This is a genomic window from Bacillus sp. T3 (assembly GCF_033449965.1).
Taxonomy (GTDB): Bacteria; Bacillota; Bacilli; order Bacillales; family Cytobacillaceae; genus Bacillus_BU.
On sequence record NZ_CP137761.1, the window covers coordinates 1,802,201 to 1,821,075 of the forward strand.

Consider the following 18,875-nt stretch of genomic DNA (forward strand, 5'->3'; position numbering starts at 1 on the left):
GAGGTTAGATAAACTAGTAAAAATGAAATTAGGTAATATTATTACTCACTGATTTTTAAATTTAAAAATTTGTTTATTTTTTCGACATGTGTCCCTATTGGATAGTGTTTGTATAAACTGCTTGCTAATCGAATAGGATCACCAAAAAAGTATCGTTCATACTGGGTTTGCCTTGTACCAAACGAGCTCATTGTCAGGTCCCATGCTAAACGAAAAATTCTAACTCTGTCTTTAGCATTCCTATTCGTCCCTTGTAGGTACTTATCTAAATCCTCGCTTATTTTTGAATTAAAGTCCTTTTCAGTAGGTAATGAAACCATGCCGCTTGCCCCAATTATTTGGATAATCTCGCTGAAGCGGGGATATATTCTCGGAAAGATGTTACTCGCGACTTGTAGAGAGACAATACTAGGGCGCATAATGCCCCACTGATCTATTTCCGCATCATTTTCTGACTTCACCAATAGTGCTTTCATTGTTTCAAGACCGATGATGATTTCGGAAAGTTTTTCTTGTATATGTTGGTACTCACCAACATTAATCGTTTCAACCAGAAGCTGAGCAACGCCTAACATAAATTCTGTTTTAACAATTTGCCGAGTTATTACTTGATGATAGGCAAAAGCATAAAACGAACTATTATTTATTAAATCAAAGACTGCCTCAACATTATCGTAAACAAATACACAATCCCATGGAACCAGTACGTTGTCAAAGACAATAATGGTATCCATTTCTTCATATCTGGAACTCAGGGGATGGTTAAAAGCTGATATTCCTCCGACAAATGATTCCCTGCAAATAAATCTTAAACCTTTTGTATTAGACGGGATGGAAAAAGCAAATGCTTCGGCACTATCCATAAATCCAGATGTGGAAATAACAAATACTTCATCTGTTAAACCACCTTGTGTAGCCAGGAGGCGAGCACCTTTAATGACCAGTCCATCTTTATTTCTATCTATAACCCTGGCTGTGATGGGCTCGTCAGATAATCCCAAATTAAACTGTGAACGATTGACTTGTGGAGTAATAAATGTATGTGTAAATGAAAGGTCTTTTTCCATTGCCTTTTGATATAATCTTTTAATATTTTCAGGAAAACAGTTTTCTCTGTCTTCTAATAATGGGTAAGACGATGCAAAGCTCATTATAGCTGTATTCATATAGTCTGGACTTCTTCCCATTAAACCATTAGTAAATCCAGCCCATTGTTCAATCATCTTTCTTCTTCTTATCAAATCTTCTTTTGTTTTTGGTTGTAAATAGGAGAGTCCAATAGGTTCTCCGTAATCTGGTAAAAGGAAAGTCATGTCATTTTTTAGTACCGGATCATTTTGTAAATCATAGAGGGAAGCTTTGCTCTCAAGAACCCCTTTAAATGCGGGATGCTCGGAAATTTTCCCTATAATTTTATCACCGTCAAGCCAAATTTTATTTTCCAATTTATCGATACGCTCGATAAATTCCCTACCGTTAATGATTCCCATTTCGGTCTGCACTCCTTCGGGTCAGCATCCTTAAAATCTAATTAAGTTAATGTTATTTTATGGATATATTAAATGCTTGTTCCTATTGGAAAAGCCTTGTTTTAAAATGGGGGTAAGTACCATGACAATATTTGGATGGGGATACATTTGAAGGCGACTCAGCCAATTTCTTAAAGTTATTAAATTTCAAATCATAGAACTAAGAAGTAAAATGAAGAACTATATTAATATTATGGTTTATTTATAGATGTAGCTCATGAACGCTGTCGTTTGTCGTGAATGTAGGTCTTTCAAACGGATGAGGTTACGAAGCAAATCGAAGAATAGCTGTTTTTAATTGATTCAAAGAAAATTGGCAAAAATCAGCTATGAGGAGTTTATGGCGTTACCTAGGTTGTTAAAAAAGAATTATTTTACTAATTTTAAATGTACCCTATAGTAAGACTTTTATTATGTAACAATTTATAGGGTACATTTTTACTTTCAGATGAGCTATTTAAATACAAGCTGCTTTGTTAATTTAATAGTTACCATGGACTTGAGCGAACAATCGCTCTCTCATATTCCTGTCCCAGTGTATTGGAGCTGTTCCTTATTATCATTATTTTCTTTCTTTTTGTTTACAACACTCTTAAATGAACCCCAAGCGATACACAATGTAATCATAAATATGACGAGTGTAAATACTGCATGAATAGCACCGAGCCAACCGTATGTAGTATAGTATTGGAAGTTGATAATAAAGAATAACACAAAGCTCAAAAATCTATATAACTTATGAATTTCACCAATATTACCAATAACAAACATAATGACTGGAATAAACTCCATTATGTATACTAAGTCTTTGTGTAATTCCCAAAGTCCACCATCAAAAAAAATAGCTAAACCCGCTAATGAAATTTGGGTGAACAGCCCAAGCAAAAGAATCCATGATAACAGTATAAATAAAGTTCGTGAGTGTTTTTGTATCTTATTCTTAGTTCTCTGACTCATTTTCATTAAAACTCCCCTCCATTTCTACATTTAAAAAATTAGGCCACTTATGGACTCGTGTCATGAATCCCTATTTCATATTTCTGTACCAGTGTATTGGAGCTGCTGCTTATTTTCATTATTTTCTTTCTTGTTGTTTACGACAATCTGATATGAACCCCACGCAACATATAATGAAATCATAAATAATACGATTGCAAATGATGCATGAATCGCACCAAGCCAACCGTAATTAGTATAGTATTGGATTTGGATAAAAAAGAATAACAAGAAGCTCAATGCATTATACAATTTAGGGATCCTACCCATATTACCAAAAATAAACATAATGGCTGGAATAACCTTAATTACATTCATAATAGTTCTGTGTTTTTGCCACAGTCCACCATCAACAAAAACAGCTAAGCATGCTAAAACAACTTGTGTAACGATCCCAAGCAAAAGCATCAATGCCAACAGGAAAAATAAGGTTCGAGAGAATTTTTGAATCTTAAACTTAGTTTTTTTTTCCATTCCCATTAAAAATTCCCCTCCATTTCTAATTTCAAATTGCATACGTATAAGCTGTTTCTCTGGTACTTATGTAATGTTTTTTTGTAGTAAAAATTACCTACATAATAAAAATATCAAGAAATTGTGCAGAAAGTATGAATTTTCTATGTCTTTAAGCGTATTTTATCCTGTGAAACCGCCAAAATATATGCACAACTGAGTAGAAAGAAAAAAGACCTTTGTCATTTGGCAGTGGTCATGAATTGTATTAATGAATACTAATTTGTTTATAATGTTTACGCTTTAACTAATTTCCAAATTCCTTGGATTCCATGATTAATATTGATGGCAAAAACACAATGGAGGATTGTAAAGAGGGTGGGTATGAGCGAAACATAGTACTTAAAGATGAACCTGGTCCTTGTGTATTCTTATTTTTGGAGAATAGATTCATTTTGAAGATGATAGATAATAAATTTTTACACATAAGGAGATAAGACTATGACAAAAAACAAATTACTAAGAATGGACAATGTCGGCATCGTTGTAGAATCCCTTGATGACGCAATCTCTTTCTTCGAGGAGATTGGCTTGAACCTCGAAGGGCGAGCCACTGTCCAGGGTGAATGGGCTGGTCGTGTAACCGGATTGGGCTCTCAGTGCGTAGAGATTGCGATGATGGTTACCCCGGATGGCCATAGCCGACTTGAACTTTCACGATTTCTCACCCCACCTACTGTATCCGATCACCGGACCGCTCCTGTAAACGCCCTCGGTTATCTACGCGTCATGTTCACCGTTGAAGACATTGACGAATTGCTATCCAGACTCACTAAGCATGGTGCTGAGGTTGTTGGCGAAGTGGTTCAATACGAGGACTCGTATCGGCTCTGCTACGTTCGTGGAACCGAAGGACTTCTAATCGGTTTGGCGCAACAACTTGGTAACAAATAAGTATGTAACGTCATCAAACAAAGCATTCAGCTTTGTAAAACTAGTTCCGGTCAACTCTTTTGTGGTCTGTGAGATTTTCCACTTTGGCCGATAAAATTGGAAATAAGGTCGATAAAACCAAAAATAGGGCCGATAAGCTGGACCGGTCATCTCTTTAGTGTGTGACATCCTCCACATTGACCGATAAAATTGGAAAAGCGACCGATAAATTTTATGAAGCGACCGATAAAAATTCAAAGCGACCACTCCAATCCTCTTATTGAGAAGAGAAGAAGCAGGGAAGCAAATTCAGGCTAAAACGTTATATACAATAACTTCTGTTAGATTAAAAAATGGAAATACTTAAATAGACGCAGGACATTTATAAAACCATAAAAAGCCGATCTTCACAACTGGAGATTGGCTTTTTCTATCCCATTCATCATGGAGATTACCTGTCATAAAACGAAAAAACATCTTGTTACATTTATAAAACAAATGACTTTTTCTATTATTTATAACTAGATGCTATTGATGAATTTACCGTATTACTAAATGCAAATATAATTCAATCATAAGTCCCTTTTCTCCCTAAAAAAGTAGAGAAGTTCAGAGAATTATCTAAAATCAAGACTTATAATGACGGATACTCCACACGGATAAATGCGGTGGAGCAATAAAAACTAAAAGCTGGTTTAAAGAAGGAGAGAGAAGGGTGAAACAACTAAAGTTGATCTTTTTGTTATCAATAATCGTTATTATTATGGGAATCGGTGCAGCCTTAACTTTAAAAGTTGCAATTGGTGTTGGGCCATGGGATTCATTAGCACAATCCACTTCTTATTTATTTGGAATGAAAGTAGGAACGATGGGGATGATTTTAAATTGTTCTTGTGTATTAGGCCAATGGATTCTTCTTAAGAAGGATTTTAATTATAGACACCTGTTACAAGTACCGTTGAGCGTACTCATTGGATATGTTGTTAATTTCTTTTTCTATAATGTTTTAGAACTTATTTCTATTGATGGTTATATTATGAAACTTACGTTGTTTATTGTTGCCATTATTGTTTTGGCTTTTGCATTAGCATGTATGTTAGTAATAAATATTGTAACTTTTCCATTAGAAGGATTTTGTATGGCAGTGGCTAAAAAAACTAAATGGAAATTTGCTGTAATTAGACAATTGGCAGATATTTTTAATATTATTCTAGGGGTTTTACTTTCATTTGGACTTTCTTTACCACTAACATTAAGGGAAGGAACCATTATTTGCATGCTATTGTTTGCCCCATTAATTGGTTACTTTATGGGAAGGATTCAACCTATATTTAGAAAATTAGAACTTATAAATGAAGAAGTAGAAAATATAGAAGTAGTTAAGAAAGATTCATTAAAGATCGTTTAAGGAGGACGATAAAAAGAAGGGGCTTGCTTTAATGGTTTAACGGCTAAGTTAACCAATGAAGAAGTTACATATTTAGAAGAGCCTTATGTTCCACACCCTGTGGTAGGTGCTTAAGGTTCTAAGTAATAGTGGTTTTTAACGCAAATCCCCTGGTTTTCCTTGAATGAGTTGTTTGAGATAGGATACAGGACGGTTGAGGAGGATATTGTGTTGACAAAAAGAGGGGTACCCAAGTGAAATGTTATTCATTGGGTACCCCTTAATCTTTAAGAAATAAAAAAGTATAAATTTTTGAACTTCGTTTACTATCCAGCTCCAGCGCCCTAGCGGCTAGTGCCCTTCGCCCTCCGCCCTACGATAAAATGAGCCTCTGGCTCTTCGTGTTTCCTTTATCTCAGTTGGAGTGCTCCAGGTTATTCGCAGCTGAACAGGGTGCTTGCGCTTTACTTATTTAAAACAGTTTCGTAGTCCAATCCTCACAATTCCAAATATCAGTCGCAATTTCACGATAGAAATCAGGTTCATGGGATACCATCAAGATACTTCCGCGATAAGCCTTTAAAGCACGCTTCAATTCTTCTTTTGCGTCCACATCCAAGTGATTGGTAGGCTCGTCTAGAATTAATAAATTCGTTTCTGTATTTAAAATTTTACACAATCGAACCTTGGCTTTTTCGCCACCAGAAAGGACTTCGATTTTACTTTCAATATGTTTCGTCGTTAATCCACATTTTGCAAGAGCAGCACGAACTTCTGCCTGATTCATACTTGGGAACTCGCTCCAAATCTCTTCAATACAAGTGTTGTAGTTGGACTGTTTAACTTCTTGCTCAAAGTAACCGATGTATTGATACTCACCACGTTCCACTTTACCCTCCAGCGGATTAATCAACCCAAGAATACTTTTTAAAAGAGTAGACTTACCAATACCGTTTGCACCCACGAATGCAATTTTTTGTCCGCGTTCCATTTTCAAATTCAGTGGGCGAGAAAGTGGTTCATTGTAACCAATAACAAGATCTTCAGTCTCGAAAATCCAACGACTAGCTGCACGAGCTTCTTTGAAATTAAACTCTGGTTTCGGTCTCTCTTTCCCAATTCAATAACTTCCATTTTGTCGAGCTTCTTCTGACGAGACATCGCCATGTTACGAGTCGCAACACTTGCTTTGTTCCGAGCAACGAAATCTTTCAAATCAGCAATTTCTTGTTGTTGTCGCTTGTAAGCAGATTCTAGTTGTTGCTTCTTCATTTCATGAATTTTTAAGAAGTTGTCATAGTCACCAACATAGCGATTCAATTCTTGGTTTTCCATGTGATAGATCAAGTTAACAACATTGTTCAAGAATGGAATATCATGCGAAATCAAGATAAATGCATTCTCATATTCCTGTAAATATCTTTTCAACCATTCGATATGCTGTTCATCCAAATAGTTCGTAGGCTCGTCTAGTAATAGGATTTCAGGCTTTTCTAGCAAAAGCTTAGCTAGTAAAACTTTCGTACGTTGGCCACCGCTTAGATCCTCTACATCTCGATCTAGTCCAACATCGTCTAATCCTAGACCACGAGCAACTTCCTCAACTTTTGAATTAATTTGATAGAAATCATTGCTATCTAAAGTTTCTTGTAGCTCTCCAACTTCTGCAAGCAGTGCATCGATATCAGCACCTTCATCACCCATTTTTGCATAAAGTTCATTGATCTCTGATTCAGTATCAAAAAGATATTGAAAAGCGGTGCTCAAAGCGTCACGCATCGTAGTGCCTTTTTGAAGGACAGCATGCTGATCTAAATAACCAACACGAACCTTTCGTGACCACTCAACTTTTCCCTCGTCGGGTTGCAACTTTCCAGTAACAATATTCATGAAAGTAGACTTACCCTCACCATTTGCTCCAACTAGTCCAACGTGTTCGCCTTTTAAAAGTCGAAAAGAAACATTATTAAAAATCGCACGATCACCAAAACCGTGGCTTAAATTTTGTACGTTTAATACGCTCATTTTTTTAACCCCTTATCTAAAGTCACATGAGGATATTTTACTAGATTTAGCGTGGATTTTCTACTTGAAGTTATTTCTTGTGCAAAATGTAATTTGATTTTAGGCAAAATTGAAGTCTCCCCCTTCTGAATAAATAAGATTATTGAATTGTGAAAATTTCCACTTGAACTATGGGGGGCTTTATTTCAATGAAATATACATAAAAAACCTAGCTTTTGAGGCTAGGTTTTAGCATTATCCACAATTGTTTTGGAAGAACAGATGAATTATAACAATTGTAAAAATCTTTCCCTCCAATCTTCTGCTAGGGCATCAACTGTCAAAATCTTTTCAATGGATGTTTTATCTTGTTTTTGGTGAAAAAGAATATGTGTAGCAAAAGATACGGATATTTCTTTTGAGTGTTTTTCCAAAAGAGTTATTTCCGAATCCAACATAATAGTTCCCTCTTCTAATACTCGAAAAAAGTAACCAGTTAGAGTCGTATCAATCACTTTCTTTAAAAGTTGTTTTTCTTCGTTATAATTGGAGATAGTTACACAAGGCACTCTCCCTTGTGTGATTTGAAGAATAGTATCACCTATTTTGTATATGTCTCCAATACAGACCTGTTCTTCCGTCATGCCTGTTGCCGTAATATTTTCCCCGAAAGCGGGTAGAATTAGCTTTTTTTGAAATACATCTTCCCAATAAGAGTAATGCTCAAAAGGATAAAAACATACAACACGGTCTGGTCCCCCGTGAAATTTATGATTTGCAACGTCATCACCAATAATGCCAGTTTTTTTTACCTCAAAAGCTTGTACAACTGATTTTCCTATTCCAGAAAACTCTTTTTTATTGTTCCAATTATATTCCCTTGGTTTTCCAACAGCTAAATTAATAATTTTTCTATTCAATTAGAATATACCTCGCTTTCATAGAACTCTAAATTGGTAGGTGAATATAGTTATTTTATCAATATATTGTCACTAGGGAAAAGGGTAGCTCTTTAATAAACAATAGGGTAATTTCACGGGGACAATGGTTAGTTTTGTTGTGGCATCTGAAAAGCACCTCCTTTGATTGATCCATCCATCGTACCAGGAGGTGCTGACCCTTTATTATAGGCTTTCGTTAATTTTAGCAGTCCATTTTTCTTGGCCTTTAAATAACTAAAGGCAATTGTGTAGATATTTAACTAAAACAAAAGTGCAGTTCTGTTCAATAAGAAGTCACAATAAAATTTGGATTATATAGTAAAATTTAATTAGCAATACAATTATTAGGGAGAGATTTTATGAGGCTTTTAACGAGTATTTTCATAATTCTACTGCTTTTGTCAGGTTGTTCAAGTAAACCCTCCTTAGAACTTGTAAGCGCTAGTGTTGAAATTAGAGATGATAGGTCAGGAGGAATTGGTATTACCTCGGGTGAAAAGGAAGGTGAAGTTATAAAGCCTATTTCACTTAGTTATGATTTCGTCTTAAAGAATACTAGTAAAAAGACTCTGGGAAAAGCCGAAAAACCTAATAAACAGACATATGAATATGATGATGGGATAAAAGTTTATATTGAACCAAATGAAAAGTTGAAAGCAATTTCTAAAGAAATAATGGGTGTAAATATTTTTAGTTTTGACGAAGAAGGAAGACAAATAGCAGAGTTAGGTATAGGGAAAACTGGTGTGCCTATTATTGAACCAAATCAAGAAGGAAAATATACTTTTGATCTTATTTTAGGTGCGAATGAAGAAAACCCTGAATTAAGAGTTGTACCCTCATCAGAACAATTAGAAAAGTTGAAGCAAAATGCTATGGATGCAACTTTAATTGTTACGATTGAGGATGAGGAAATCGCACGATTTGATCTTAGTAAATCAAACTAATTTCTTAAACTTTTGTTCTTCAACTGATGGGGACTAGAGTTAAACAACGGAGGTAGGATGAAAATACGAAATATAAAATGTTGTTGTATGTTGATGATTTGCAGCTTGTTGTTAATATTAACAGGGTGCACAGGCGCAGAACAGGGAAAATCACCAACGATTGATAAAATAACCATTGAACCTTATATCTTGAGCGAAAAAGAAAGCCAGCTAATTAGTAAGACTGGTGTGGGGCAAATTGAATTCTTCAAGCTGAATGGTGCTTTGAAAGGTGATGATGATTTACAATTTTCAGTAGAGGTGTATGAAAACGGCAAGTTTAAAGAGACTCTGCTAAAGACTTGGGATGAACCAGGAACAAAATTTAAAGACAGCCTCATTTCTTTTGGAATAAGTGATAACGGAGATGGAAGCCATTCTTTAAAACTGCTAACTGGTATACCTTCTGGGCTTGCTTCAGCGAATTATTCAAACAACATGACATCATCTTCTATCAGTAAACTAGTAGATGAAAAAGTTATTTTAGAGAAAAATAAACCTGTTTATTTAGCAGCGTGGATAGGCACTACTAAAAACGGCCTGCGTGCAGTAGGAAGCGACAATGGCAAATTGCCTGAAGGTATCGAAGAAGCGGAGATCGCACTATTATACAAAGCTCTATGGACTAATAAATGAAAAGAAATATTTTTGCTTATTTCACAATTGGGCACAATTCACCAACAAGAATTGTGCCCTTTTTTATGTTTTGAGCGCTTCAACAGAAAATTCGTCTATTATTATTGTATTGTTCAGTGGAACCTAGTTTTTTGCACTAGACTTACTTAAGTGGAACAATGTGATTTTTTATATATACGGATAAATATGGAAACTGCTATTATTAGGGAAAAATTACACTCTATTCTTAAAGGAGTTCAAGATGAGAGTGCATAAACTCGGAGGTTTTAATTATGTCTAAGAGAACAATTAGCGTAATTTCAATCATATCCTTATTATTTATTGGTTTCCTTATTTATTGGTACCCTGTTCAAAAGAGCATGGCTGAGAAGGCTGTTCAACAATATATGAAAAAACAAGGGATTTACCAGGATAATATTGATGGCAAAAACATAATGTAGGATTATAAACAGGGTGGGTATGAGATAGATATTGTATTAAAAGATGATCCAGGTCTTGTGTATTCTTATATTTGGAGAAAAGGACATGGTGTTGTATTACTTGTATTTATTAATGGTACTGCCGGCATTGATAAGGGAATGAAGTATCCTCCCCTTTAAATCCTTAAAATAATATGGAAAGCTGGATTGCAATTATATAAAAAAAGGGATTTGATATTGAAGGAACAAAAAGACATTCGCTTTTTATTAACGGTGAATTTGTTGATGAATACTATATGTCTAAACTTTTATAAAAATATTTTACTAAGCTAACCTGGAGAATATTTTAAATGCCTTGTTAATTGAGTAACCGGAGGAAAATAATATGAACCAAAAAGAATTTGAATCGGTCATTAAACAATCACCTAATATAAGATACGAGTATTTTATAAAAAAAGTTGCTGATTATGAAGAAGTGTGGGGGTTATATAACGATGGTTGGGCAACAGCACAAGATGATAAAGGAAATATGTTGATCCCTTTCTTTCCCCGAAAAGAATTTGCAGAATACAGTGCTATTAATGAGTGGAATAACTTCAAAGCTGAACCGATTGACTTATACGAGTTTATTGATAAATGGCTTATTGGAATGAAGTTAGATAGAGTTAAACCATCTATTTTCCCAACAAATGATTCAGTTATGGTTGAAATTGATGTGTTATTAAGGAACTTAAATAATGAGTTAGAGAATTATTAAGGTAATGGTACATTAGCACAATAAGTGGGAACCTCTATTTTCAACACTATTGTTTGTTAAAATACTCTCTAATAGGGCGCGGTTGTCTAACGATCAGCGCCTATACAGGCTTGGTTATTGTTTTTCTCTATGGTATGTTTTAATACATAAAAAATTACATTGGGGAGGTATTTTATCAATGCTGAACAACTTAAACCCAATAAGTGATGAAGATCTACAAAAGGTTACAGTTGGCGAAATTCTACCACTCAATTCTTCTATAATAATTCTAGAGTATGATCCTTGTTGGCCTGAGCTTTTCGCGAGAGAGGCTAATAGAATACGTTCCGTACTTGGGGAAAAAGTATTGCTTCTCGAACACGTAGGATCTACCTCCGTTCCTAGTTTATGTGCTAAACCAATTATCGATATTTTATTGGTTGTAGCCGATTCATCCAATGAAATAAGTTATGTCTCAGATTTGGAATCTGCAGGATATACTTTACGTATTCGTGAGCCGGAATGGTTTGAACATCGTATGTTTAAAGGTCCCGATACAGATATTAATCTACATGTGTTTAGCGATGGTGCATCTGAAGTCAAAAGAATGTTGAAGTTTCGGGATTGGCTGAGAGCTTATAAGCCCGATCGAGATAAATATGCTTCTGTTAAGCGCATTTTAGCTGAGAGAGAATGGCGGCATATACAACACTATGCAGATGAAAAGAATTCAATAGTTAAGGAAATTATGGATCAAGCAATTGATATTGATTAGTGGTAGATTCTATCAAAAATTCTTGAAGTATTTATTCAATAAACGGACGCAAAAATGCAACAACTTGGACTGTTACTTTTTTTAGCAGTCCATTTTTCTTGGCTACTAATCCACTAAAGGGTCAGTTTTGTTGAACAAAGGTTTCTGATATTCAGCTAGTTATCAGGGAACAATAATCTCTAATATTAGCTATATAAAGGGGATTATTTATGAAAAAAATCATATTATTTACCATATTGGTATCAGTCATTTTACCAATATTTACTCACTCTAAAGAAAAATCTAATAAAGACCTCATAAAAATTATCAATGAGTTTGTACCACCAAACGCAATACTGGTTAGTCCTGAAGAACCTAAATTAACTAAACCATATCAGTTTTATGATTTTAACCAGGATGGTCAAGAAGAGATTATTATTACTTTTGAATTAAAGGCAAAAGAACAACCTAATCCTTCACAATATGGAGTAATAGTATTAAGAAAAGAAAACGAAAGATGGAAGAAGACTTGGGAGACCCAAACACAAGGAGTAGGATTAGATTATTCAGGTTTTGCTGATATTACTGGTGATGGCATTAAAGAGTATCTCTTCGGTATCACAATTGGTGCTTCAGCAGGAAATACACTAGAGATTTTTAAATGGAATAATAATTCTTTAAAGATTATTGCTGAAGTTCCATATCATATGATGGATCTCTTAAGTAATAAGAAAGTTGGTATAGCCGTTTGGCAAAGGTACATTGCAGATACCTATTTTGTAGATGTTCTTAAATGGAATGGAGAAAAATTAGTTCTAGATGAAGAACTATACTCTAGATACTATCCTGTAATTGAAAAATTTTATAACGAAAAAATATCAACAATGGACGCGTGGTTCTATTGGTATACCCTTGCAGATTCTCAAATAAAAGCAAATTTACTTGAAAAAGCAAGGAATTCTATACAGAAGGGAACTTCATTAGCAAAGCAATTATCATTACCTGATGAAGTGAAAAACTTTGAACAATTAAGTGATAAGCTGGAGAAGAAGAAAAAATCTTATTAAGCTAACTGGCGCGATGCTCCAATCCGGTGGAACAACTTGAAAAATCCATACAACTCCATTTTAGGAACTGTATGGATTTATTCTTTCAAAAGTTTGAACTTGATTATTATGATAAAAGGAATAAATCAAAACACCTTGAAAAGGATTGTTTGTCTTCATTAGAGATTAATAGTAAAGGTACTGGTTTTTCAATTTTGGGGTAGATAGTTGGATAAGAAGTTTAACAAATCATTTGAAATATTGATAAGTTAAACCTATCAATTCCTTTAAAATGGAAATATATTGATTAAGAGGTGACCAAAATGATCTCACATCGATTACTTACCCACGATAAAATAATTCAGCTATTACCACATATTAGTCCGAAAATCTCGACGGATTTAAAAAGTGCAACGGGTTGGTTGCTGGTGAGATGAAGTTGGTCTTAAAGGTAACGAGGAGGGAGTTATTGCCTTTGCCTATTTTCCACCTGAATATGGGGAAAATGGTTTAGTCCTTCGTTTCAGATGGCAGTTTTTTTATGACATCCGCATCACCTGCAACGTCAACGTGTGCTGTTTCTTTTTTTAACTTTTTCTTTATTTGTTTCATTTCTTCTATTTGGCGTTTTGTAATTGTTATTTCATTTACTTGCACAGGGTGTTTTCTTATTTCAACTTCTTCTTCTTTCAGAGGAATTCGGAGTTCCTCCTCATCACCTGCTTCTATTACCATTACTTCACGCTTAATCGGAACCGTGAACGTTTTTTGTTCTTCAACAACTTCTTTATGAACCTTGACCTCACCTAATTGTACTCGTTCTTTTTTTATCTCTAGCTGCTCTTCTCGTAATTGAAGCGTTTGTTCATTATTTTTATTTGTTTTTTCAGAGGGTCCGTCGATGTTCCTTCTCGCAGTCATTGTATAACTAATACCGCCAACGATTGCTCCTAAAACGAGTCCTGATACGACCCTAAAACCTGTTACCCAACCGATTATGCTACCGATTATCGCACCAATAATAATGTACTTGCCCATAGGACCTCCTAAATTCATTTTATTTAAAGAGGATGGAAAGAAACCTACTTAACAAAAAGTTAAGTAGGTGGGAACAGTTAGTCCCCTTTGATAAGATCTGTAGTACCATTTGATTCAATATCTGCAACTTCTTTACGAAGTACTTCGCGTACTTGTTCTGTTTCCTGAACCGAACGTTTATGAGCGGAGACTTCACCAGTGACGACCGTGTGCTTTTCTACATCGATTTTTTCAGCTGTTACGGGAATGTTAACGGTTTCTTCTTCAGTAATTGGTTCATCTGATGGTTTGTGATCAACGGCTCTTTGTTCAATAATGACCTGATCATGAAAAACAGGGACATCCACTGTTTTCTCTTCCTCAACAATGTCCTTATGGAGAGTCACATCACCCGTATCCACCCGATATTTATTGATGTCCATCTCTTCTTCACGAAGATCAAGATGTGCGTCTTCTGCTGCAAATTCTGTATCAGCAGTGCGATCTACTTCACGTACCTTTTGTTGAGTTTCCTTTTTAGTTTCTTCATCGTTAAATAAAAAATCCAAAAAGCCCATGCTGAAAACCTCCTAAGGGATGTGTTTTGATCGTACAACTAATACTTTCACCTGAATGAGTGAAAATATGCGCGTTTATTTTGGTGCCTATATCTTAAAAGGCTGAACTAGACAATTGGGTGTATTTTAAAAAAAGTTACTATTTGAAAGCACGTTGGAATCAAATTCATAGTGATAATATCTTATAAAGTAGAAAAAACTATGTTTAGGAAAGGAGGGATTGTGAATGTCTATAAAAAAATGGGTAACAGGATTATTCGTTGTGCTTGCAATGGTTGTGTTTGTGACAACTCAAGGTTCACTCGGCGTATTTGCCGAATCCGGTGATGTAACTCAGCCTAAGGAGACAGTGAAATCGATTGAGGTCGAGTTGAATGATGATTACTTTAATCCGAAAATCATTACTATTCAGAATGGAACAGCCACATCGTTAATATTGAAAAACAAAGGCAAGAAAGAGCACACCTTCACAGTAAAAAATCTCGGAATAGACGCCGAGGTCCAGCCAGGAAAAGTAAAAAACATTACCGTGACACCGAAACAGCCCGGTACATTTGAACTTATATGTCGGTACCATTTCCAGGAAGGAATGGTTGGGAAAGTAATAGTCAAATAACAAGCACGGTCTTGCATTATTGATGTTTGGATGTTTATTACCGTTCCACCTCTAATAAATGGAAAATATAATGTATCGTATATACCATTTAGAATGAGGTGGAAAGGTGTATTTCTTTAAATCTATTTCTGATGAGGTTCGTTCATTTCAAATAATATTTAAAAAACATAATAAAACGATGAAGCTCATTTTAGCGTCTATTTTTGCGTGTTTCGCTGCTATTTTGCAGTCTGCTGGTGGCTTTTTACCGGGTTTAGGATATTTCTTTAGTCCGCTTGCCACTGCACCTATTCTGCTATGTTCCATGTTTTCCATTCACTTTGGAGTAATGTCCTATTTTCTTACAATGATGTTGTTATTCATCCTCCAGCCAACTGAACTAATTGTATTTCCTTTTACAACAGGATTGTTAGGACTTGGTATTGGGGCATCTTTTTATTTTTTTAGGAAGAGATTAAGTATTATTACTACAGGTGCATTTCTGTTAATGTCAGGAATTTTGAGTCTAATATTTATTTTTGACTTTCCAGTCTTAGGTCCAATCGTCAATGATTCCTTTTCATTTCTTCCTATTGGAAGTATCTTTTTATTTGCTTTTCTGTATAGCTGGTTATGGGTTGAAATGGCTTTAATCATTTTTACAAAATTAAAAGTGATTATAACTTAGTTTGTGAAAATGAAGTGGGTCTGATTTAACGCCATGTAAGAGGTTCAGGGAATGATTTCAAAAACAGTACCTTGGTTAAAATCAGTCACTTTCATTGAGCCATAAACTCCTATAAATAGTCTTGTTTGCCCTAGATTCGTCCCCAGACTAACATAATAAGCAGATTGAGACCCAAAATTATAATTGGTTTCAATCACACTAAAATCATTTGGTCTACCTTCTGGGTTTACCCGAGTATAGGCTAACACCCCTTTAGCCGGAGTTTGAGATTTGTCTCTCCGAGCAAGATCGGTAAACACAACGCTTCCTGTTAAACCAGGGATTCTGTTACCCATATAGGCTTTCACTCCTGTAAGTGCAGTTCCTCTAAACTTGTCTGGTCGGGGATCCTGATGAAAATAACTCGTTAAAGGCTGAAGACGTCTTCCAGAAAGTGTTGCAGCTTCATTGTAATAAGCAATTGTTTTCTCATCCAAAGTGGAATTTCCAGTGCAGCCCCTAACAATCGAAGTAGGAAAGGACCCTTCCCAACCTCGCCAGCCAAAGTTTATAAATCCTTCTTGGTTAGGTTTGTAGTTCGTTAAAGAAGCTTGAACAAGCTGAGTAACCGGTATTGGGTTATAATGAACGAATGAAAAAATCGACTCAACCAAATCCTGCCCGACATTACCCACATATTTGATAAATTGATTATTAAACCTTTGAAATGAAATACCTGATATATTGCGAACCCCTTTGGCGATTACCGTTAGCATTTCCTGACTAGTTGTTGGAAGTTCATTAAATCGTGTGACAATAGGGGGATGATGGGTGGATGAATTTTTTCCTACATCAATTTCAATTATTTTACCGGCGATTTCTAGATCGTCTTGGCTTAAGTTAAATGGATCATAGCCTGATCCACCATCTCCGGTTGTTAAAACCAATTTGCCTGTTTCAGGTGAAAAGTTTAAACTATTGACCCCGTTATGATTTAAAAATGGTCTTCTTAAGTTAAGTAATGTCCGTCGTTTTTGAGGTTGACCATTCGATTGTATAATCCATTCTTCAATGGTATCAATGTGATCATATTGTGTTTCTCTATTGATCCACTTAAGGTTTAAGGTTTTGGGATCACATGGGTCAGGGTTAAAGCCTCCAGGAAGAGCACCTGGACCTTGTGTTCCAGCTACTGAATAATGAAGATAAAACAGACCGTTAAAATAAAATTGGGGATGAAACGCAAGCCCTAGTAACCCTCTTTCATCATATCCTCCACCTGGAAACACCTAGCTTTAGGATTCGCGGGCGAATATCTAAAAAAGTCCTTAAACTTGAGTTTCCTATGTAAAAGATCTCCCCTACCTGGGTTGCAATAAATAATTTTTCAATTGAGTCACCTGGGAGTATAGTGGTTTTCAAAACTGTAGGTAAATTGATCTTACTTGCAACGGGCCGTAAACCAACCTTAACTTTTATCAATTTACTATGCACTCCCTCTTATTGTTTTTTAATAAGAATATGATTAGAACTGTCTATTAGTACCAAATTTGGCTAGGGAATAAATGAGATTGAAACTTAAAGTAATGAGTTAATTGATCAAGGAATAAATAAAGTGATTTTTCCACGGGGAAGATATACACATACAATTCAAGGGGGTTGGATTAAATGAAGAAAAAGGAAATATTTTCCTTAGGTATGATCGTCATTCCCTGGATTTCTGTTCTGTTCATGGATAAGAAGTCATTAATAAGGTTTTTACCTGTGGCGTGTTTTGTTAATTTATTTATTAGTGTTTTTAGTGTCATTAGCAATAAGCAAAGATGGTGGATAAATAAAAATCCATTCTCCCCAGGTAATGTAGATTTTTCATACATTTTAGGACCATACTTTGTAGCAACGTTATGGATATTTAAAAAAACTTATGGGAATTTTTCCAAATATTTTATTGTCAATGTGATACTAAATATTTTTAATGCTTTTCCTATGGCTTCTGCATGGGAAAAGGTTGGTGCATTTAAATTTAAAAAAATTAATCATACTATGTGGTACTTTATTTGTATATGGTTGGCGATTATTATTTACGGTTTTCAATACATTGTTGAAAAAACAATTGTGAATGAAAATAAGCTAAAATCGGAGATATAATATCCATTGATGAGGGACACTTCTGGTAAATTAGCAGGGACAAGATATAAAGCGGAGATCACTACGACGACCCCAATTAAATGGGAAGGGTATATAATGGAACAAATTTGTGAGTCTTTCAACAAAATAAAAGGTCGGTTAATATTAACCGGCCTTCTATGTACATATTCAATTAGGGTTTAGATTTTTGGATTTTGTTAGCGGATGTTTACTTAATTATTGCGAAAGAAGAACCAGTGGATACATTACCACCTGGAATACTCAAAACTATCAGTCCCCTTACCATCGACCGTTCCGGAAACCGAGACATTATAGTAATCTTTGAAAGTTCCCTTAGAAAGTTTGATGTACTGGTCGAAATCAATCTGGACATTTTTGTCGGTGTATTTTGAGGTAGAATAACTCTTTGAATTGAATGCCCAGGTAAGATTGATAGATTTAGTACCAGCAGGAGTTTCATCGCCAGTGCAATTTCCTTCTTCATCGCAAGTAAAATCAACTTTATTTATTTCTAGTGTCTGATTCACTTTGGCCGTACCTTTGTTAATGTCAAAAACCACTATGGATGCTGGTACTACCGCAATTCCATAATAGTATTCGTCTTTTACATAATCGTAGGTTTGGTAATAAAGGATGTAAGAATCCTTAGCTTCAAAGTTAGTAGAAAGGGATACAAAGGTATCGACTGTACCTTCTGAACCATAGAATGAAGCATTTTGAAAAGAGCCTTTGTAAGCAGGGGAATTGCTTTGCGCCATTGCTGGCAGAGCCATAGTCAAAAGGAACACAACCGTCAGGATCAATACTTTAACTTTTTTCATTAAAAACCTCCAGATATTGGAAATCTAAACCTTGTTCTAATTGTACAATATGGAAGTCAACGTGTATTCAGTAACCGTTCGACAATTATTACACTTTGTATTCATCTTGATGATCATAGCAAATTCCTTAGTGATAGAGACTTTTAAAATATTTAAATATTTGTCCTAGATTTAGTACTTATTATCTAAAAACGATAATATCCTTTTACGTAAATATCGTAAAAGGAGA

Annotated in this window: 18 protein-coding genes and 3 pseudogenes; 12 read left to right on the forward strand and 9 right to left on the reverse strand. The window is 35.1% G+C overall.

The window, feature by feature from the left end:
- Positions 1 to 41 precede the first annotated feature (41 nt).
- From hpaB to RGF10_RS09350, 3 genes are all read right to left on the reverse strand, one after another.
- Positions 42 to 1,490 carry a 4-hydroxyphenylacetate 3-monooxygenase, oxygenase component gene (gene hpaB / locus RGF10_RS09340; RefSeq protein WP_318508764.1) on the reverse strand — a complete coding sequence of 483 codons (1,449 nt, stop codon included), beginning with the start codon at positions 1,488 to 1,490 and terminating at the stop codon, positions 42 to 44.
- A gap of 558 nt (positions 1,491 to 2,048) precedes the next feature.
- A complete protein-coding gene (locus RGF10_RS09345; protein WP_318508765.1) occupies positions 2,049 to 2,486 on the reverse strand; it encodes a DUF6220 domain-containing protein in 438 nt (145 codons plus the stop codon).
- Between the two features lie 75 nt (positions 2,487 to 2,561).
- On the reverse strand, positions 2,562 to 3,005 hold the full coding sequence (locus tag RGF10_RS09350) for a DUF6220 domain-containing protein (protein ID WP_318508766.1): 444 nt from the start codon (positions 3,003 to 3,005) through the stop codon (positions 2,562 to 2,564).
- 474 nt (positions 3,006 to 3,479) lie between these two features.
- Between RGF10_RS09350 and RGF10_RS09355 the strand changes: the two genes are divergently transcribed.
- Together RGF10_RS09355 and RGF10_RS09360 are read left to right on the forward strand one after the other, a co-directional pair.
- Positions 3,480 to 3,932 (forward strand): VOC family protein, encoded by a 453-nt coding sequence (locus RGF10_RS09355; protein ID WP_318508767.1) that lies wholly within the window; start codon positions 3,480 to 3,482, stop codon positions 3,930 to 3,932.
- Positions 3,933 to 4,626: 694 nt separating this feature from the next.
- Positions 4,627 to 5,319, forward strand: a complete 693-nt coding sequence (locus RGF10_RS09360; protein ID WP_318508768.1) for a YczE/YyaS/YitT family protein — start codon at positions 4,627 to 4,629, stop codon at positions 5,317 to 5,319.
- A gap of 451 nt (positions 5,320 to 5,770) precedes the next feature.
- Here the strand turns inward: RGF10_RS09360 and RGF10_RS09365 are convergent.
- Both RGF10_RS09365 and RGF10_RS09370 read right to left on the reverse strand, forming a co-directional pair.
- Positions 5,771 to 7,323: pseudogene (locus RGF10_RS09365) on the reverse strand (ABC-F family ATP-binding cassette domain-containing protein).
- 266 nt (positions 7,324 to 7,589) lie between these two features.
- Positions 7,590 to 8,222, reverse strand: a complete 633-nt coding sequence (locus RGF10_RS09370; RefSeq protein WP_318508769.1) for an MOSC domain-containing protein — start codon at positions 8,220 to 8,222, stop codon at positions 7,590 to 7,592.
- 380 nt (positions 8,223 to 8,602) lie between these two features.
- Between RGF10_RS09370 and RGF10_RS09375 the strand changes: the two genes are divergently transcribed.
- From RGF10_RS09375 to RGF10_RS09400, 7 genes and pseudogenes are all read left to right on the forward strand, one after another.
- Positions 8,603 to 9,190 (forward strand): hypothetical protein, encoded by a 588-nt coding sequence (locus tag RGF10_RS09375; RefSeq protein ID WP_318508770.1) that lies wholly within the window; start codon positions 8,603 to 8,605, stop codon positions 9,188 to 9,190.
- A 57-nt stretch (positions 9,191 to 9,247) separates the two neighbouring features.
- Positions 9,248 to 9,865 (forward strand): hypothetical protein, encoded by a 618-nt coding sequence (locus tag RGF10_RS09380; RefSeq protein ID WP_318508771.1) that lies wholly within the window; start codon positions 9,248 to 9,250, stop codon positions 9,863 to 9,865.
- A gap of 272 nt (positions 9,866 to 10,137) precedes the next feature.
- On the forward strand, positions 10,138 to 10,305 hold the full coding sequence (locus RGF10_RS09385) for a DUF3139 domain-containing protein (protein ID WP_318508772.1): 168 nt from the start codon (positions 10,138 to 10,140) through the stop codon (positions 10,303 to 10,305).
- A 177-nt stretch (positions 10,306 to 10,482) separates the two neighbouring features.
- Positions 10,483 to 10,598, forward strand: a pseudogene (locus tag RGF10_RS23800) (GNAT family N-acetyltransferase); the annotation flags it as partial.
- 71 nt (positions 10,599 to 10,669) lie between these two features.
- Positions 10,670 to 11,041: a DUF2750 domain-containing protein gene (locus RGF10_RS09390; protein WP_318508773.1), complete on the forward strand. Its 372-nt coding sequence runs from the start codon at positions 10,670 to 10,672 to the stop codon at positions 11,039 to 11,041.
- 178 nt (positions 11,042 to 11,219) lie between these two features.
- Positions 11,220 to 11,795 (forward strand): GrpB family protein, encoded by a 576-nt coding sequence (locus RGF10_RS09395; protein ID WP_318508774.1) that lies wholly within the window; start codon positions 11,220 to 11,222, stop codon positions 11,793 to 11,795.
- A 209-nt stretch (positions 11,796 to 12,004) separates the two neighbouring features.
- The gene (locus tag RGF10_RS09400) at positions 12,005 to 12,841 is read left to right on the forward strand and encodes a hypothetical protein (RefSeq protein WP_318508775.1); all 837 of its coding nucleotides are present in this window, start codon (positions 12,005 to 12,007) and stop codon (positions 12,839 to 12,841) included.
- Positions 12,842 to 13,330: 489 nt separating this feature from the next.
- On the opposite strand, the gene RGF10_RS09405 is transcribed toward RGF10_RS09400, so the two are convergent.
- Positions 13,331 to 13,858, reverse strand: a complete 528-nt coding sequence (locus RGF10_RS09405) for a YsnF/AvaK domain-containing protein (protein WP_318508776.1) — start codon at positions 13,856 to 13,858, stop codon at positions 13,331 to 13,333.
- 77 nt (positions 13,859 to 13,935) lie between these two features.
- Entirely contained in the window at positions 13,936 to 14,415 is a 480-nt protein-coding gene (locus RGF10_RS09410; RefSeq protein WP_318508777.1) for a YsnF/AvaK domain-containing protein, read from the reverse strand.
- 226 nt (positions 14,416 to 14,641) lie between these two features.
- Between RGF10_RS09410 and RGF10_RS09415 the strand changes: the two genes are divergently transcribed.
- Together RGF10_RS09415 and RGF10_RS09420 are read left to right on the forward strand one after the other, a co-directional pair.
- The gene (locus tag RGF10_RS09415; protein ID WP_318508778.1) at positions 14,642 to 15,031 is read left to right on the forward strand and encodes a cupredoxin domain-containing protein; all 390 of its coding nucleotides are present in this window, start codon (positions 14,642 to 14,644) and stop codon (positions 15,029 to 15,031) included.
- A gap of 106 nt (positions 15,032 to 15,137) precedes the next feature.
- Positions 15,138 to 15,698: a hypothetical protein gene (locus tag RGF10_RS09420; protein WP_318508779.1), complete on the forward strand. Its 561-nt coding sequence runs from the start codon at positions 15,138 to 15,140 to the stop codon at positions 15,696 to 15,698.
- A 44-nt stretch (positions 15,699 to 15,742) separates the two neighbouring features.
- On the opposite strand, the pseudogene RGF10_RS09425 reads toward RGF10_RS09420, so the two are convergent.
- Positions 15,743 to 17,159 (reverse strand): annotated as a pseudogene (locus RGF10_RS09425) (PQQ-dependent sugar dehydrogenase).
- Positions 17,160 to 17,345: 186 nt separating this feature from the next.
- Between RGF10_RS09425 and RGF10_RS09430 the strand changes: the two are divergent.
- Positions 17,346 to 17,825, forward strand: a complete 480-nt coding sequence (locus RGF10_RS09430) for a hypothetical protein (RefSeq protein WP_318508780.1) — start codon at positions 17,346 to 17,348, stop codon at positions 17,823 to 17,825.
- A gap of 245 nt (positions 17,826 to 18,070) precedes the next feature.
- Here RGF10_RS09430 and RGF10_RS09435 read toward each other — a convergent pair whose 3' ends face one another.
- Positions 18,071 to 18,646, reverse strand: coding sequence for a hypothetical protein (locus RGF10_RS09435; protein WP_318508781.1), 576 nt, complete (start codon positions 18,644 to 18,646; stop codon positions 18,071 to 18,073).
- Positions 18,647 to 18,875 lie beyond the last annotated feature (229 nt).

Excerpts from the sequence above, each read along its gene's own strand:
- hpaB (WP_318508764.1), bottom strand. The coding sequence starts at position 1,490 with ATGGGAATCATTAACGGTAGGGAATTTATCGAGCGTATCGATAAATTG.
- RGF10_RS09345 (WP_318508765.1), bottom strand. The coding sequence starts at position 2,486 with ATGAGTCAGAGAACTAAGAATAAGATACAAAAACACTCACGAACTTTA.
- RGF10_RS09350 (WP_318508766.1), bottom strand. The coding sequence starts at position 3,005 with ATGGGAATGGAAAAAAAAACTAAGTTTAAGATTCAAAAATTCTCTCGA.
- RGF10_RS09355 (WP_318508767.1), top strand. The coding sequence starts at position 3,480 with ATGACAAAAAACAAATTACTAAGAATGGACAATGTCGGCATCGTTGTA.
- RGF10_RS09375 (WP_318508770.1), top strand. The coding sequence starts at position 8,603 with ATGAGGCTTTTAACGAGTATTTTCATAATTCTACTGCTTTTGTCAGGT.
- RGF10_RS09380 (WP_318508771.1), top strand. The coding sequence starts at position 9,248 with ATGAAAATACGAAATATAAAATGTTGTTGTATGTTGATGATTTGCAGC.
- RGF10_RS09385 (WP_318508772.1), top strand. The coding sequence starts at position 10,138 with ATGTCTAAGAGAACAATTAGCGTAATTTCAATCATATCCTTATTATTT.
- RGF10_RS09390 (WP_318508773.1), top strand. The coding sequence starts at position 10,670 with ATGAACCAAAAAGAATTTGAATCGGTCATTAAACAATCACCTAATATA.
- RGF10_RS09395 (WP_318508774.1), top strand. The coding sequence starts at position 11,220 with ATGCTGAACAACTTAAACCCAATAAGTGATGAAGATCTACAAAAGGTT.
- RGF10_RS09400 (WP_318508775.1), top strand. The coding sequence starts at position 12,005 with ATGAAAAAAATCATATTATTTACCATATTGGTATCAGTCATTTTACCA.
- RGF10_RS09405 (WP_318508776.1), bottom strand. The coding sequence starts at position 13,858 with ATGGGCAAGTACATTATTATTGGTGCGATAATCGGTAGCATAATCGGT.
- RGF10_RS09410 (WP_318508777.1), bottom strand. The coding sequence starts at position 14,415 with ATGGGCTTTTTGGATTTTTTATTTAACGATGAAGAAACTAAAAAGGAA.
- RGF10_RS09415 (WP_318508778.1), top strand. The coding sequence starts at position 14,642 with ATGTCTATAAAAAAATGGGTAACAGGATTATTCGTTGTGCTTGCAATG.
- RGF10_RS09430 (WP_318508780.1), top strand. The coding sequence starts at position 17,346 with ATGAAGAAAAAGGAAATATTTTCCTTAGGTATGATCGTCATTCCCTGG.
- RGF10_RS09435 (WP_318508781.1), bottom strand. The coding sequence starts at position 18,646 with ATGAAAAAAGTTAAAGTATTGATCCTGACGGTTGTGTTCCTTTTGACT.